Source organism: Yaniella halotolerans DSM 15476 (genome assembly GCF_000420805.1).
Classification (GTDB): Bacteria; Actinomycetota; Actinomycetes; order Actinomycetales; family Micrococcaceae; genus Yaniella; species Yaniella halotolerans.
The window spans coordinates 1,516,712-1,532,412 of the sequence record NZ_ATVQ01000001.1 but is presented as its reverse complement, the minus strand read 5'-3'; the positions used below and the strand labels follow the sequence as shown (position 1 = coordinate 1,532,412).

Genomic DNA, 15,701 nt, shown 5'->3' with positions numbered 1-15,701 from the left:
ATCAGAGGTTTTCGGCGTTGGCATCGATATCTAGGCCCGGCACTTCGAAGTTGAAGATACCGGAATCAAATGCGTTGTAGTCTTCGTAGGCTACAAGTTCATACAGGCGGGACCGGGTCAGCATCTGGTCCACGGACGCCTGCTGTGTGCCGTCTTTGGTAATCGTATCAAGGACGCGTTCAGCCTCGCCCATGGCGCTACGCAATAGGGTCACAGGGTAAATCACCATGGCGACCCCGGCGTCGGCCAGTTGCTGGCGGGTGAAGAGCTCGGATTTACCGAACTCTGTCATGTTGGCCAGGACTGGAACATCGACGGCGTTGGTGATGGCCTCGAACTCCGACAGGTCTTTCATCGCCTCCGGGAAGATCGCATCGGCACCTGCATCGACCATGGCCTTGGCCCGGTCGATGGCGGCTGGCAGCCCCTCAATACCGCGGATGTCAGTACGCGCCATGATGAGAAAGTTGTCATCGATACGCGTATCGGCAGCGGCTGCAATCCGTTGGGTCATAGTGGCGGTGTCGACGACAGTCTTGCCGTCCAGGTGACCACAGCGTTTCGGCAACACCTGGTCCTCGATGTGCATCCCGGCCAGGCCGGCATGTTCGAGCTCTTGAATGGTGCGCGCCAGGTTCATGGGCTCACCAAAACCGGTGTCGGCATCGACCAGCGATGGTAGATCCGTCATCCGCGCGATCTGGCCGGCACGATTGGCAACCTCGGGCAGGGTGGTCAAGCCGATGTCTGGCAGACCCAGATCATTGGCAAGCACCGCACCCGAGATGTACACGCCGTCGAAGTTCTTTTCTTCGATCAGGCGTGCGGACAGCGGGTTGAACGCCCCGGGAAACTGCCGTGCAGCTCCGGGGGTGAGCATGTTGCGTAAGGCGACGCGTTTGTCGGCGGGACTGACTTTCGAATACAGCATTAGAAGAGTCCTTTCGGTGCTTCCGCTGCGTTGATGTAGCCGGGCTTGGCGACGACGTTGAGCGCATCGAGTTCACCTGGCTTGAGTTCATCAAGGCGCTGGACTGCGTCCAGGAAGCGGGTGATTTCGGCTTCTTCGACGATGCCCTCAGCAAGCATGCGGAATTTGCTGATGTACTGTTCGCGTTCGAATGGACGAGCGCCCAGTGGGTGGGCATCTGCGACGGCAATGTCATCGGTGATGACGGTGCCATCTTTCATGGTGATCTCTACCGAGCCGCCAAAGGCTTTTTCGTCAAGGTCCAGCGAGTGGTAGCGGCGGGTCCATTCAGGATCTTCAACGGTTGAGACCTTGTGCCACAGTTCCACGGTGTCTTTACGCTGAGCACGTTCTGGTGCGTATGAATCAACGTGGTGCCATGCGCCGTCTTGTAGCGCGACCGCAAAGATGTACATGATCGAGTGATCCAGCGTTTCGCGGGACGCGGTTGGGTCCATTTTCTCTGGGTCGTTGGCTCCGGTACCGATCACGTAATGGGTGTGGTGGGAGGTCTTGATGACAATGGCTTCCACGTTGGCGGGATCGGTGGCTTCTGGGTGTTCCTGGTTTAGCTTCCGGGCCAGGTCGATCCATGCTTGAGCCTGGTATTCGGCAGAGTGTTCCTTGGTGTAGGTATCCAAGATGGCGCGCTTTGCTTCACCCTCGGCTGGCAGTGGCACGGTGTAGTTCGCATCCGGACCATCGAGCATCCACGCGATGACGCCGTCTTCACCTTCATAAATAGGGACCGGGGAGGTCTGGCCGCGCAGTGCACGGTCAATGGATTCCAAGGCCATCTTGCCGGCGAATGCTGGTGCGTGGGCCTTCCACGTGGAAATTTCGCCCTTCCGTGACTGACGAGTAGCCGTTGACGTATGGAGGGCTTGCCCAACGGCCTGGAAGATGGTCTCAGTATCGGCACCGAGCAGGGTTCCAAGACCGGCGGCGGCCGATGGCCCCAAGTGTGCGATGTGGTCAATCTTGTGCTCGTGCAGGCAGATCGCTTTGACGAGGTTGACCTGGATTTCATATCCGGTGGCGATACCCCGGATCAGCTCATGACCGGATTTCTCGGCGTGCTCGGCTGCCGCCAAGATGGCCGGAATGTTATCGCCGGGGTGGGAGTAGTCCGCGGCCAAGAAGGTGTCGTGATAGTCGAGCTCACGAACGGCCACCCCATTTGCCCATGCTGCCCATTCCGGGGAGACCTTCTCGTCAATACCGAAGACTGAGGCACCGGAGCCGCCGGTAGATGGCGCATGTGTAGCAGCCTGGGCACGCGCCGAGACAATTGGGGCACGGTTCAGTGAAGCAACCGCGACCGAGGCGTTATCAATGATGCGGTTAATGATCATGTCTTTAACGTCATCGGTGACCGCGACGTCGTCGGTGGCAACTTTGGCGATCTTGTAGGCCAGCTGATCTTCGTGTGGAAGATGCTGCGCGGATGGGTAAACACGTACTTCGTGGTTAATCATGACGTCCCTTCGGAGTTTCTGCATGGGTAAGGATATGATCCAGCGACGCCTGCAGATGCATGGTCGTTGCTGCACTGGCTAGCAGTGGATCTTGTTTTGCGATTGCCTCGGCAATCTTGGAGTGCTCCACCGCAGACGCGGCCAGACGGTCACGGTCGTCTTTGGCCATGCGGCGAACGCGTGCCAGGTGCACGCGCAAATTTGTGAGTGCGGTGGACAGGTAATTATTGCCCGCCGCTTCATCGATGAGCTCATCCATGGTGTTGACCAACTGGTAGTACGGACCGGGCTCTTCGAGTGTTTCGGAATGTTCGACGACCGATCGGAATCTTTCGGCCAGTGGAGCAAAACGGTGGGCCTGATCGCTGATCGCGGCAAGTCGAGCCGATTCAGTTTCGAGTACTCGACGCAGCACAAACATGTCCTCTAAATCTTCTAGGGAAACGTCGGAGACTACAGTCCCCCGCCCCCGTTGTGCATACGCCAGACCGTCAGCCACCAATTTCGCCACGGCTTCGCGCACAGGAGTACGCGAAACGCCAAGGCGTTCGGATAGCTCAACCTCGGCAAGCACTGAGCCGGGTGGGAGATCCCAATTGAGAATGTCCCGGCGCAGCGCCACATAGGCTCGTTCACTGGCTCGCATACCTTCAGTGTATACACAGGGTGGGCGACTTGGCCAGTTCCGTGAGATCTGCGCCATAATATGTATAGTTCTGTATACATCAGACGAGTAGCGGTGCTAGCGAACTACACCCCGACGCGGGGAGGTGCTGCCTGAAATGAGGCTGGCGCCAGGCTACAGTTGAGCAGAAGAGTCCACAACAGCAAGCCGGGAGTTCAAGCCTTGTCCATACGCGTCATTACCGTGGGAAAACGGCATGAAGCCTGGGTCATCGACGGTATCGACCGGTTTACCAAACGCCTCAAAAAGCCTTATGACGTGATCTTCAAACTTGTTCCCCACACAACCTCCGGTGAACAACGCTCTCGGGATGAAGAATCTGCGGCCATCACCAAACAGCTTCGCCCCAGCGACCACGTCATCCTGCTGGACGAACGGGGCAAAAACTTTTCATCGCCGCAGTTGGCGGCCCACTTGCAGCAACTCTTCGACACCTCACGAAACGTCGCCGTGGTGATCGGCGGCGCCTACGGCGTCAATGATCAGCTGCGAGCGCGAGCCGATACGGTGTGGTCGCTGTCGAATCTAGTGTTTCCGCATCAGTTGGTGCGGCTCATGGTGACCGAACAAATTTATCGCGCGCAGGAGATTTCCGCCGGGCGACCGTATCATCACCAGTAGTCTGGACCTATGACAGATTCGGTGCCGAGCGCATTTTCTGACGCCACGCGCTCATGGTTCGAGCGATCCTTTGATGCGCCGACCCGAGCACAGTTGGGCGCATGGAATACGATCGCTTCTGGCCAGCATGCTCTGGTGATCGCGCCGACCGGTTCGGGCAAGACACTCGCGGCCTTTTTATCGGCGATTGACCGGCTCATCACCCAGCCGGTCGAGACCAAGCGCCGCACTAAAGTTCTGTACATTTCTCCGTTGAAAGCACTCGGCGTTGATGTGGAGCGCAACCTCACCGCACCCCTGGTGGGTATCACCCAGATGGCGGCGGCACAGGGACACGAAGTTCCCGAGATCCGCACCGGGGTACGCTCCGGAGATACCTCACCGCGGGATCGTCGTCGCCTCATTACCGATCCCCCGGAAATCTTAATCACCACACCCGAATCGCTGTATTTGATGCTTACATCGAAGGCTCGGGAAACACTCACCGGAGTTGAAACGGTGATTGTCGACGAAGTCCATGCCTTGGCCGGCAACAAGCGCGGTGCGCACCTGGCGCTCTCGTTGGAACGCCTAGACGCACTGTTAGAGCAGCCAGCACAACGCATTGGGCTATCGGCGACGGTTCGTCCCCCCGAAGAGGTCGCACGATTTTTAGGTGGCGTCCAACCCGTCAAAGTTGTGGATGGGGCCGAGCAAAAGCGGTGGGATATCACCGTCTCCGTACCGGTGACGGATATGACCCAGCCCGCTGCTGGTGCCTCCCCCGAAGAGAACGTCTCGATGTGGCCGCACGTAGAAGCCCGCATTATGGAGATCGCCACCCAGTATCGATCAATGATCGTATTTGTGAATTCGCGACGCTCCGCAGAACGGCTCACCGAATCTCTCAATGAACTCTGGGACGATGAGGAATTCGAATTTGCACGCACCCACCACGGCTCGATGTCGGCAACCGCTCGCGCCGAGGTCGAAGAAGGCCTGAAATCGGGCACACTGCGGTGCGTGGTTGCGACATCGTCATTGGAACTGGGCATCGACATGGGTGTCGTGGATGCAGTGATACACCTGCAATCAGCGCCCACGGTTGCTGCCGGTCTCCAACGGGTGGGGCGTGCAGGCCACCAGGTTGGCGAAGTGTCGATCGGCTGGTTCTTCCCGCTGCACCGCGCCGATGTCGTAGACGCCGCAGTCGTGACAGAACGCATGCTGTCCGGTGAGATCGAGGCCCTGTCGATTCCGGCCAATCCGCTGGATATTTTGGCACAGCACACCATTGCGGCCGCCGCCATGGATGAACTCACCGACCAGACATGGCTCGACGTGGTGCGCCGAGCCGCACCGTTTACCACCCTGTCCCTGGACGTCTACGCATCGGTGCTGGACATGTTAGCCGGCAAGTACGTTTCCGATGAATTCGCACAGCTCAAACCCCGGGTCGTGTGGGATCGCGAAGCCGGGACCATTACCGCCCGGCCCGGAGCACAACGTCTGGCGGTCACCTCGGGCGGTACGATTGCAGACCGTGGGTTATTCGGCGTCTATTTGGCTACTGATACCGATGCAGCCAAGCGCGTGGGCGAACTCGATGAGGAGATGGTGTACGAATCGCGGGTGGGCGAAACCATTATTTTGGGAGCCACTACCTGGCAGATCGAAGACATTACCCACGATCGTGTACTGGTCACTCCGGCCTTCGGGCGCCCGGGACGGCTGCCCTTCTGGCGCGGCGACCAACCTGGCCGCCCGCTGGAGCTCGGTCGCGCTACCGGAGCATTTCGTCGCGAAGCGCTCGCCCACCCCAACATTGAGACCAGGTTGAAAGCCGCCGGGCTGGATGACAATGCCCGCGATAATCTCTTGAACTACCTGACCGAACAGCGCGAAGCCACCGGGCATCTGCCGTCCGACACCACCGTGGTGATCGAGAAATTCCGCGACGAGCTCGGCGACTGGCGGATCATTCTGCACTCCCCCTTTGGCAAGGCCATTCACGCACCCTGGGCGCTGGCGATCTCCGAACGCGTCAAAGACACCTATGGTTTCGACGCCAACGCGATGGCCGGTGACGACGGGATCATCGTGCGGGTACCGGCCACCAACGGCGAACCTCCAACTGCGGATATCTTCTGGTTTGAACCCGAGGACCTACGCGCCCAACTGCGTCAGCACGTGGGAAGTTCGGCGCTCTTTGCCGCACACTTCCGCGAAAATGCCGCCCGAGCGCTGCTACTCCCGCGTCGCGATCCAGCCAAACGCACGCCCCTGTGGCAACAGCGTCAACGCTCGGCTCAACTCCTCGCCGTTGCCTCCAAGTACCCGCATTTTCCCATCATTTTGGAAACCGTCCGCGAAGTGCTCCAGGATGTTTACGACATCGACGGTCTCACCGAAATCCTGGACCAGATTCGCACCCGTATCCTTCGAGTCGTCGAGGTCCAAACCCCGCAGGCCTCCCCCTTCGCTCAAACACTGCTCTTCGGCTATACCGCACAGTTCATGTACGAAACAGATGCGCCACTTGCCGAGCGCCGTGCCGCTGCCCTCTCCTTGGACCCGGGCTTGCTCTCGCAGTTGTTGGGCCAGGACATGCTGCGCGAATTGCTCGACGACGACGTCATCGCACAGGTACAGACCGATCTGCAGCACACCTCCAGCAACCGGCGTCTCACCGGGATTGAGGGCACCGCGGATCTCTTGCGTCTGCTGGGCCCTTTGACCACCCAAGAACTCACCGAGCGGCTACATCTGGACGACGAAGCCGTTAACGCAACGACGGCAGAACACTGGGTTGAGGAACTCGTCGCCGCTAAACGTGCCATCAACGTACGCATGGGCACCCACCACTATTGGGCGACGATTGAAGACGCCCCCAGGCTGCGCGACGGCCTCGGCATCCCGTTACCCATCGGTGTACCCCAAGCCTTTTCTGATTCGGTGCATGATCCACTAGGTGATCTGATTGCCCGCTATGCTCGCACGCACGGTCCGTTTACTGCACCCCAGGTCGCTGAACGGTTGGGTATCGGCCAAGTCATCGCCCATCAAGTGCTCCAGCGCTTAGCCGCCCAGCACCGAGTAACGTTTGGGGCTTACTTATCGACGCCGCCACCAGGCGACGGACCGGTGGCCACCGATGAATGGTGCGACGTCGATGTGCTCGCCCGTATCCGTCGTCGCTCTCTGGCCCAATTGCGCGCCGAAGTCGAACCCGTCGAACATAACGCCTACGCGCGCTATCTGCTCCAGCAGCACCAGATTGTCCCGAGCCCGCAGGAACGCGGTGCCGATGGGCTGGCGATTATCCTGGACCAACTCACCGGTTTCGCAGCGCCCACTGCAGTGTGGGAATCAGCAATCCTGCCCGCACGCGTGGTCGACTACCAGCCGGCCATGCTCGATGAACTGCTGGCAACCGGACAGTTTGTGATGGTCGGAGCGGCGGATCAAACAGTAGCGTTTCACCACGTGGACACCGTCGACCTGACCCTGCCGATTCGACCCACCGATGATCGACTCGCCGTCCACGAAGCTATCGTCACAGCGCTGACCGGCACTGGCGGGTGGTTCTACTCCGCACTGTTAGCCCAGCTTGAGTACTCCGGTGACGACATTCTGGCAGCGCTATGGGACCTCTTTTGGGCCGGGGTGATTACCAATGACACCTTCACCGCGGTGCGGGCCACCTACTCCAAAACCAGCCGGCGAGCCCCGGCACAGCGTACTTCCCCGCGGCGGGCAGCGCGCCTACGTCGACTCAACCGTCTGGCCCCGACAACCCCGGCGTCACGCAACCCCGATCCACCCTCGTCAGTCGGCCGGTGGTCTCTGTTACCCGAACGCACCGACGAAAACACGACCGCACTGCACGCCCAGGCCGAATATCTGCTGGACCGCTACGGCGTCATCACCCGGGGCGCCGTCACCGCGGAGGCCCTACCGGGCGGGTTTTCCGCTTACTACCGGCTGCTATCCAAGATGGAAGAGGCCGGCCATATTCGCCGCGGCTACTTCATCGACGGGCTGGGTGCCGCACAGTTCTCAACCGCTGCAACCATCGATGCCCTCCGAGCCTATGACGACCAGCCCCGACACCCACAGGCCATTGGTTTGGCCGCAACCGATCCTGCCAACCCCTACGGTGCCACGCTGGATTGGCCGCCCACCGAGGGTCACCGCCCCGGAAGAAAAGCCGGGGCCTATGTGGTGTTGGTCAACGGTGAGCTTGTGCTGTATTTGGAACGCGGAGGCAAAACGCTACTGCAGTTTGGCACCCAGCACCTCGGTCCAGCAGCAACGGCCCTCGTCGAGATCTTGCGTCGTGCTCACACCGACAAGTTAGCCGTCGCTACCGTCAATGGTGAACCGATAGCGAGAACGGAACTCGCCTCCCACCTCGTCGAAGCGGGCTTCTACACCACGCCCAACGCAATTCGTTTCCGCGCCTAGACTAGAAGTATGGCCACACCCCCACTTCCGGTCCGCAACGGCGTCGGACCCACCCGACTGCGCGTACCCGACGACGTCGCAACCACCGTCGTCGAGTATCTGCATCATCGCTTCCCGCACCTGGGCCGCGATGCGGTGGCCCAGCGCATCAACGACGGCGAGATCGTGGCCGGAGATGGTACACCGATTGACCATCACACACCCGCCAGCGCACACGAGTTCATTTGGTACTACCGCTCCGTCCCCTATGAGCAGCCCATCCCATTTGATATCAACGTCTTGCATCAAGACCAGGATTTGGTCGTCGCGGATAAACCCCACTTCCTACCAACCACTCCGGGTGGCCAATTTTTGCAAGAAACTGCGTTGGTGCGTCTCCGCAATCAACTCAACATTCCAGACCTGGTGCCGTTACACCGTCTCGACCGTGCGACCGCAGGCGTCTTGCTGTTCTCGCCAAACCCTGCAACACGTGGCGCGTATCAACAGCTGTTTGAACACCGCAAGGTCACCCGTCAATATCAAGCCGTCGTGCATGTCCCCAACCCAACCGAGTTATACCTTGAGCGTTTTCCGCTGACCTTTCGTAATCGCATCATCAAAGTACAAGGCATTATCACCGCTGCGGTTGAGGGCTACGCCGTTAAAGATTCGGGTCGCATCGAAGCCCCCCGGATCGGCAAGCGTCGCCGCAGTCATGCCCCAACGACGGGCCCGAACGCGGTAACTGATATCACACTTTTGTCGCATCGGGCCACCGATGATGGCGCTCTCGCCCACGTTGCACTGCAGCCGCGCACCGGCCGGACCCATCAGTTGCGCATCCACCTGGCAGCTCTGGGGCACGCCATTTTGCATGATCGATTTTACCCTGACCTGCTAGAACATGCCCCTGATGATTATGCTCAGCCGCTACAGTTATTGGCAGACAAGTTGGTCTTCACCGACCCGCTGACGCAGAAGCCACGTTTGTTCACATCCCAGCAGTCGCTCAGGTTCGCACCGTAAATTAGAACGTCGTGTATGCCCGCCGCAACCTCGAGCGTGTCCGTTCGTGGAATGCCGTATGCGGAAGTAAAATAGGCAGACTCGTCTAAAAGGGAACTTAATGCGGTGAAAGGAGTGTACTTGACCGAGGAATCATCGGAGTCGACAAACGCTTTGTCAAGGCTCAAGCAGCACCAGCCTCCCCGCACAGAAACCCAATGCCCCGAGGAAGCTGTCGAATCAAGTGAGTCCAATGGCTCCACACCTGCCGCCACGCAGGAGACCACCGGGTCTAGTGCGCTCGCACGCCTGAAAGACAACCAGCCTTCATCATCCTCTGTCACCCCTGCTGCGGAGACCGAGGAAGACGAAGCTCAAGAGCTCACCGAAGTGCCTGCGACGGGGCGGAACACTTCCAAGGTCCCGAAAGAAGATAAGTGGACCCTGCGCGATAAGTTCAACGCTTGGTTGGATTCATTCAAAGGGCCCTCTCAAGAAGATATCGAACAAGCAATTGCCAATACGCCGGAACGACTGCAGGCTCGTTGGCAAAAGTTGCAGGATGATCGTCGTGCGGCCCGTCTGGCAGAAGAACGCTCAAAGCACTTGGCTGCTGAAGTCGAAGAAGCACGTCTGGCATTAGAAGAGCAACGGGAGCGCGAATCCGAACGCATGGCCGAGCTGGAGCGTCAGCATGCGATCGATGCGCGCCACCGTCAGCAAGAGCGCGAAACCGAAGCATTACTGCGGGCTGCTCGCGAGTTAGAGTCTGATGATGTTCCTGCACCACAAAATCGTCCGATGCTGCAGCAGGACAATGAATACTTGTCGGATGACGAGCTCTTTGAGCGCGCCCGGCAAAATTTGCCAGAATGGCAGCGGTTGAACCGCATCGTTTACAAAGCGCGTTCCATTGAGTCGCAAACTCCCGCACCTGCTGTGGACAAGACCGAAGATAATGTTGAGAACGAGGCAGAGGTCGTGCTGCCCTTCCGTAAACCGATTACGGATGATCCAGATCCGCAACAGCTTGATGGCTTTCGCCGTATTACGCTGACCATCAGTTGGGCGCTTTTTGTGGTCGTCGGACTCGTGAGTCTCGGGTGGATTGGTCCGTGGTCATCGTTAATTGACGCCCACGATGGCTTGTACTCAGGTTCGACGTCGTTGTTGTCGATGGCGTTTTGGCATGTTGCGGCCTGGCCGATTCTTTGGGCCGGCATGCTGTTATACACCGCTTATCAGTGGGCGCCCTCGCAATACTCTGCTGTCCGAAATAGGACGACCGCTTGGTATGTATCCAATGCAATGCTCTTGTCGGTTGGCGCCAAACTGTTAGCGCATTTCCAAGATTGGGGTCTGGAGGCGATCGCCTCCATAGCCGCGGCAGTACTGCTGGTGCGAGCTGTAGGAAGCTTGAATCGATATACGGAGCGAACTGTTCAAGAGCGCTTCCTGGTGGACATGCCGATCGGTTTATTTACCGGCTGGATGATGATTTTTTCTGCCACCACAGTGTTCACGGCTCTTGCTTCACACAATATTTCGGACTTTCTCTGGATTCCGGAAATTGTCTGGGCAATCATCGCTATCGTCGCGTTGTTAGTAGTTCTGTCCCAGTTGACCCTGACCGGCCGAGGCCGCATGTCCATTGCTATTGGTTTTGGCTTCGGCATGATCGCCATTGCTGGTAGTCGCCTCTTCGGTTCGAACTCATCCTTCCTCATGGTCGGTGTGGCACTGCTTGGCCTGTTTGTCATCATTGCGGCCACTGAGAACCGGCGCTACCAAATTGCGACGGCCGAAAAGCAGGCAATGGAGCATCTTGTCTACGCTGATGAGGAAGACTAACGAACGGTCACCAGCACTCTGCGACATAATTCTGGCCACCGGCTAGTTAGGCAGCGAGGCGTTGGGTTATGGTCTCGAATCCGTCATACACCAAGCATAAACACCCGGTAGGACACGATAAGCCCAACCCCAACAACTCAAACATTCAACCAAGCTCTCCACAAACACAACAAACCAGGTAGGTATAACACTGGACACGGTGATAAGCATCAGCCGTGCAGCGTCACGTATGCGATGCCACACGAACTCCAGGCTGTAGACTAAATTGGCAACCAACGCCCTCCACGTCTCAGTAACAACCGCGCTGAGCCCGTCGTCGCGACTTCGGCCACGGCGTCATGCATTACCCCTGCGACATCGTGAGCATTTGCATCGTCGCCAATATGAAACCGCACCACTATTTGGGGAACATTGGACAACACTTGGATATCGGTCTGCTCCACGGTCGCCATGGACGACACGGCCGCGACGGCAGCATCCATGACCGCTTCGGGGCCATGACCTGGATGGACGTCACCGATGGAGAGGATCGCACGGTATGAAGGCATAGGTGCAATTGTAGTTGTAGAGTGGGGCCCATGACGGTTCGAACTCCTGACCCGAATCCCGGGTGGCTCCATGAAACAGAACTTGCCGCGGCCCGAGCGCGGTTGCCGATGATCTATGTTGAAGCTCTCCCTGTCCGCCTCGATTCCCACGGTCGCGTCGTAGAGGTTGGCCTGTTATACCGGGCAGATACCAGCGGCACGTTCCGGTACTCATTCGTCTCCGGTCGCGTGCAATACATGCAGCCGGTGCGCGATGCGCTGATGATGCACCTGGAAAAAGATCTGGGCCCATTAGCGATGCCGCAGTTACCCATGACGCTGACACCCTTTACGGTGGCCGAATACTTCCCGTATGGTTCCACATCAGGGCTCACCGATGAACGCCAGCACGCGGTAGCACTGTGCTACGTTGTGCCGGTCCGCGGTGACACAGAGCCCCGCGAGGATGCCCTGCAGGTAGCATGGCTGACCCCGGATGAAGCCCTTTCCGCCGACGTGCAAGACGAGTTCGAAGGCGGCCGGTCACAACTTGTGACACAGGCGATGGCTTGGGCCAACTGGGGAATCTAAGCTGATTTTGGAGGCTGATATGACAAGTATTGATATAGGCGCAGAAAACGAATTTCCCATCGAGGAAGGCGTCTACGTTGGTCACGATGTGACCGGTGGCGAGCCGATCGCGGTGTTTCGCACGGATGAGGGTATCTACGCGCTGAACGACCGCTGCACCCACGGCAACTATTCGCTGTCCGAGGGCTGGGTTGAAGACGGCACCGTTGAGTGCCCCAAACATGCCTCGAGCTTCTGCTTGGCGAACGGCAAGGTACTGAACCTGCCGGCAACCGTGGATGCCCCGACCCACGATGTTGATGTTGTGGACGGTCGCGTCCTGCTAACTCCGAAATTCGATGCCTAACACGGTTATTCTTGGCGGTTCGGTCGCCGGATTTTCTGTTGCCGCAGGATTGCGCGACGCCGGCTATACCGGCTCGGTGACCATTATTGATCCGCACGAGACCGCACTGGACCGACCGCCGCTTTCCACCGAATATCTGGTGGGTGACGACGTCGACCTGGCCCTCGCGCCCGACACCTGGTTCACCGACAACGCCGTAACCTGGGTGCAAGATACCGCGCTAGGTTTCGAATCCGGCGCCGTGTGGACCGCCAACCAACGGTTTGCAGCCGATCACATTGTGATTGCCACCGGTGCCACACCCAGAACATTGGATCTGCCCGAGCCCGTCTACACATTCCGGACGCTTGCCGATGCCGATGCGCTACGCGATGTGCTTGGCCCGGGAGTCTCGGTAGCGATAGCTGGGGGTGGATTGCTGGCGCCCGAACTTGCCACTTCGGCGAAACAGTTGGGCGCACAGGTCACCGTATATACCCCGCAGGTTCCGGCCACCGAAATTTTTGGCGAGCTGGCCGAGCAACTCTATGCGACCATGAGCGACCAGGTTGAGGTGGTCCCGCGTCGTCTGACCGTGGATGAAGAGCTCGACCGCTTCGATCTGGTCATCGCCGCCGTCGGTGTTGAACCGGCGGTGCAGGTAGCTGAAAACACCGGGGTGACCATTGATGACGGCGTCGTCGTTGACGAACATTACCGAACCAATCTGGCGGGCGTGTATGCGATCGGCGATGTCTGCCGTATTCACGACCAGCCCCGCCAAGACCACTGGGACCACGGCCGCGCCTCTGCCGCACGCGTGGTTCACACGATCATGGGCACCGAACCCGATGCGCCGCTGCCACAGTGGGTGTGGTCGGATCAGTTCGGCCACGATGCCCAGGCCGTTGGGCGGGTGATCCCTCAGGCCCACGAACACCTGGTACACCGCGGGGACAACGCGATTTTTGTTGTCGACGGCGACCAGTTGATTGGTGCTGCCGCACTCGACGAGCGCATGATCATTCGTGCGGCCACCCGCATAATCAGCCGTGGTATTGCAGTCGACCCCGAACAATTGGCGGACACTGATATTTCAATCCGACAGCTGACCCGGAAGCGCTAGCCCTACGCAGCGTTGGCCAATTATGCTAGTGAACATATGAGTCTCGTCCGTCGCGCGTTTGCTCATCAAAGAATTGCTGAAACCCATGCAGCATGGGCAATCCTGCGATCCCAGAATGCGCACATTGTACTGACGATCCTTGAACATCGGCTGGCCGGTGAACACCGAAGAGTTCCAGCACCCGAACTCTTCGAACAGGTCACCGAAGATCTCGAAGAACTTCGCTCCGCAGGATTTGAGCTTCCGCGTACCGCCCAGGAGTATGTATCTGATTGGCGGCGGTCCGGAATTGTGATCCGGCGGCCGAGTACCGATACCCGAGAAGAAACCTTCGAGCTCTCCCCCGGCGCACTGGCCGCGATGCAATTCGTCGAAGAACTCCATACCCCTCGCAGGACCGTGACCGAATCACGTCTCGCCACAATTCAGAATCTGATGTCCCAGCTCGTCATGGAAACCGACCCCGACATCGCTTCCCGCCTGGCAACCCTCGAAGCAGAAAAAGCTCGCATTGAAGACAAGATTCAGCGGCTTTCGGAGGGCGAGCTCGATGTGCTCGACGGCGAGAAGGCCGCCGAACGCATCGATGAGATCCTCAACCTTGTGACCGAGGTACCTTCTGATTTTGCTCGTGTCCGTCAAGAGGTCGAAGGACTCAATCACGGCCTCCGTGAAAAGCTCATTGATTCAGATGACTCGCGGTCCGAAGTGCTCGAGAATATTTTCCGCGGAGTTGATATGCTCGCGGATTCAGACGCGGGACGATCCTTCTACGGGTTCTACGCACTGCTGCTGGATCCTGAACGCGGCCTCGAATTCGAAGATGCGATTCAGACGATCACCGAGCGTAACTTCGCCCAGCAGATCCCACCGTCACAAATGCGGGCACTGCGACGCATGCTACCGGTCATGCAGGATCGCTCGACCGAGGTCCACCAGGTACTGACCTCGTTTAGCCGAAGCCTACGCCGGTTTGTACAATCACAACGCCTGGCCGAAGAACGTCGGCTCAACCGAGAACTGCGGGCGGCACTCAAAGATGCCCTGAGCGTGTCGGAAATATTGCGTCCGACCGACCAGTTCGATGTCGAATTACAGCTTTCACGGCTGCCTCAGATTTCGTCCATCTCATCTCTGCGACTCAAAAATCCCGGAGACTACCGAGTTGAAACGGTGCTCGAAGAAAACACGACGGGGACGGTGTCGTTCGAGACGATCCAACAGCTTGCCCGCACCATGGACATCGATATGTCGGAACTCGAGGTCAACGTCAACGCGGTGATCGTTGAGCATGGCACCGCCACTATCGGCGAAGTGCTCGAACACTTTCCTGCTACACAAGGCATCGCTTCGATTGTCGGCCTCGTCGTACTTGGTCAGGAACACGGACGGTGGCTCGTCGGCAATACCGAACAGGTAGCTTGGAACGACCGCACCGGCCAACTTGAAACGTTTCTGTTTACGGAAAGGATTCCGCAGTGACCGATCATACGCTGCCAGACCCGTTCACCACACAAAATAACACCACCGACGACGCCAACCAGCTGTGGGACAACGACACCGGGACCCTGAACGAAGCCTCACGGCGGACGCTGCTGCAGCTGCTTCGCGGCCCTTATATTTCTGCCGCACGGCACAGCAATCTATGGTCCAGAATTCTCGTTGACGAAACGATGCTCCGCTCACGCTTGGCCGAATTGTTCCTCACGCTCGTCGTAGATCATGAACAAGAGGTCGCCTTCGTCCGCAATGTGGATGCACCAGATGCCCCACGGGTTGTCAGAGCTACCAACCTCACACATATTCAGACCGTTCTCCTGTTGCATTTGCGCCAGCGATTGATGCAAGATGCGGACCAGAGTCGCGCCGTCGTTGATGAAGATGAAACAATCGAGCAACTCGCAGTCTTTGATCGTGTCGGCGGTACGGACCCAGCACAATTTGAAAAAACACGTGCGGGCAGCATGGAATCGGTTCAAAGAACTCGGCATTCTATACGAGACCACGACAAAAGGCCGCTTCGAGATTTCACCGGTGTTGACCGTCATCTTTGGTGCCGATGAGATAGCCGCCATTCGTGGTGAATACGACAGA

General features: G+C 58.5%; 13 protein-coding genes. 9 read left to right on the top strand and 4 right to left on the bottom strand.

Annotation, left to right across the window (positions count from 1 at the left end):
- Nucleotide 1: 1 nt before the first annotated feature.
- The 3 genes from prpB to G583_RS0107280 are packed head-to-tail and all read right to left on the bottom strand — an operon-like array spanning nt 2 to nt 3,094.
- Nucleotides 2-931, bottom strand: a complete 930-nt coding sequence (gene prpB, locus G583_RS0107290; protein ID WP_022870531.1) for a methylisocitrate lyase — start codon at nt 929-931, stop codon at nt 2-4.
- Nucleotides 931-2,448 carry an MmgE/PrpD family protein gene (locus G583_RS0107285; protein ID WP_022870530.1) on the bottom strand — a complete coding sequence of 506 codons (1,518 nt, stop codon included), beginning with the start codon at nt 2,446-2,448 and terminating at the stop codon, nt 931-933. The genes prpB and G583_RS0107285 overlap by 1 nt, the downstream gene beginning before the upstream one ends.
- The gene (locus G583_RS0107280) at nt 2,441-3,094 is read right to left on the bottom strand and encodes a GntR family transcriptional regulator (protein WP_022870529.1); all 654 of its coding nucleotides are present in this window, start codon (nt 3,092-3,094) and stop codon (nt 2,441-2,443) included. Before G583_RS0107280 ends, G583_RS0107285 begins: the two co-directional genes overlap by 8 nt.
- A gap of 201 nt (nt 3,095-3,295) precedes the next feature.
- Here G583_RS0107280 and G583_RS0107275 point away from each other — a divergent pair, with 201 nt between their 5' ends.
- From G583_RS0107275 to G583_RS0107260, 4 genes are all read left to right on the top strand, one after another.
- Nucleotides 3,296-3,754: a 23S rRNA (pseudouridine(1915)-N(3))-methyltransferase RlmH gene (locus G583_RS0107275; RefSeq protein ID WP_022870528.1), complete on the top strand. Its 459-nt coding sequence runs from the start codon at nt 3,296-3,298 to the stop codon at nt 3,752-3,754.
- A gap of 9 nt (nt 3,755-3,763) precedes the next feature.
- The gene (locus G583_RS0107270) at nt 3,764-8,200 is read left to right on the top strand and encodes a DNA glycosylase AlkZ-like family protein (RefSeq protein ID WP_022870527.1); all 4,437 of its coding nucleotides are present in this window, start codon (nt 3,764-3,766) and stop codon (nt 8,198-8,200) included.
- Between the two features lie 9 nt (nt 8,201-8,209).
- Complete coding sequence (locus G583_RS0107265) at nt 8,210-9,208, top strand: pseudouridine synthase (RefSeq protein WP_022870526.1); 999 nt, start codon at nt 8,210-8,212, stop codon at nt 9,206-9,208.
- 120 nt (nt 9,209-9,328) lie between these two features.
- The gene (locus tag G583_RS0107260; protein ID WP_022870525.1) at nt 9,329-11,038 is read left to right on the top strand and encodes an MFS transporter; all 1,710 of its coding nucleotides are present in this window, start codon (nt 9,329-9,331) and stop codon (nt 11,036-11,038) included.
- Nucleotides 11,039-11,298: 260 nt separating this feature from the next.
- Here G583_RS0107260 and G583_RS0107255 read toward each other — a convergent pair whose 3' ends face one another.
- Nucleotides 11,299-11,586: a hypothetical protein gene (locus G583_RS0107255; RefSeq protein WP_022870524.1), complete on the bottom strand. Its 288-nt coding sequence runs from the start codon at nt 11,584-11,586 to the stop codon at nt 11,299-11,301.
- Between the two features lie 30 nt (nt 11,587-11,616).
- Between G583_RS0107255 and G583_RS0107250 the strand changes: the two genes are divergently transcribed.
- The 5 genes from G583_RS0107250 to G583_RS14925 are packed head-to-tail and all read left to right on the top strand — an operon-like array spanning nt 11,617 to nt 15,670.
- Complete coding sequence (locus G583_RS0107250; RefSeq protein WP_022870523.1) at nt 11,617-12,156, top strand: DUF4916 domain-containing protein; 540 nt, start codon at nt 11,617-11,619, stop codon at nt 12,154-12,156.
- Nucleotides 12,157-12,175: 19 nt separating this feature from the next.
- Complete coding sequence (locus G583_RS0107245; protein WP_022870522.1) at nt 12,176-12,502, top strand: non-heme iron oxygenase ferredoxin subunit; 327 nt, start codon at nt 12,176-12,178, stop codon at nt 12,500-12,502.
- Nucleotides 12,495-13,607 (top strand): NAD(P)/FAD-dependent oxidoreductase, encoded by a 1,113-nt coding sequence (locus tag G583_RS0107240; RefSeq protein ID WP_022870521.1) that lies wholly within the window; start codon nt 12,495-12,497, stop codon nt 13,605-13,607. The genes G583_RS0107245 and G583_RS0107240 overlap by 8 nt, the downstream gene beginning before the upstream one ends.
- A gap of 36 nt (nt 13,608-13,643) precedes the next feature.
- Complete coding sequence (locus G583_RS0107235) at nt 13,644-15,089, top strand: DUF3375 domain-containing protein (RefSeq protein WP_022870520.1); 1,446 nt, start codon at nt 13,644-13,646, stop codon at nt 15,087-15,089.
- Nucleotides 15,086-15,670, top strand: a complete 585-nt coding sequence (locus G583_RS14925) for a DUF4194 domain-containing protein (protein ID WP_051129608.1) — start codon at nt 15,086-15,088, stop codon at nt 15,668-15,670. Before G583_RS0107235 ends, G583_RS14925 begins: the two co-directional genes overlap by 4 nt.
- Nucleotides 15,671-15,701 lie beyond the last annotated feature (31 nt).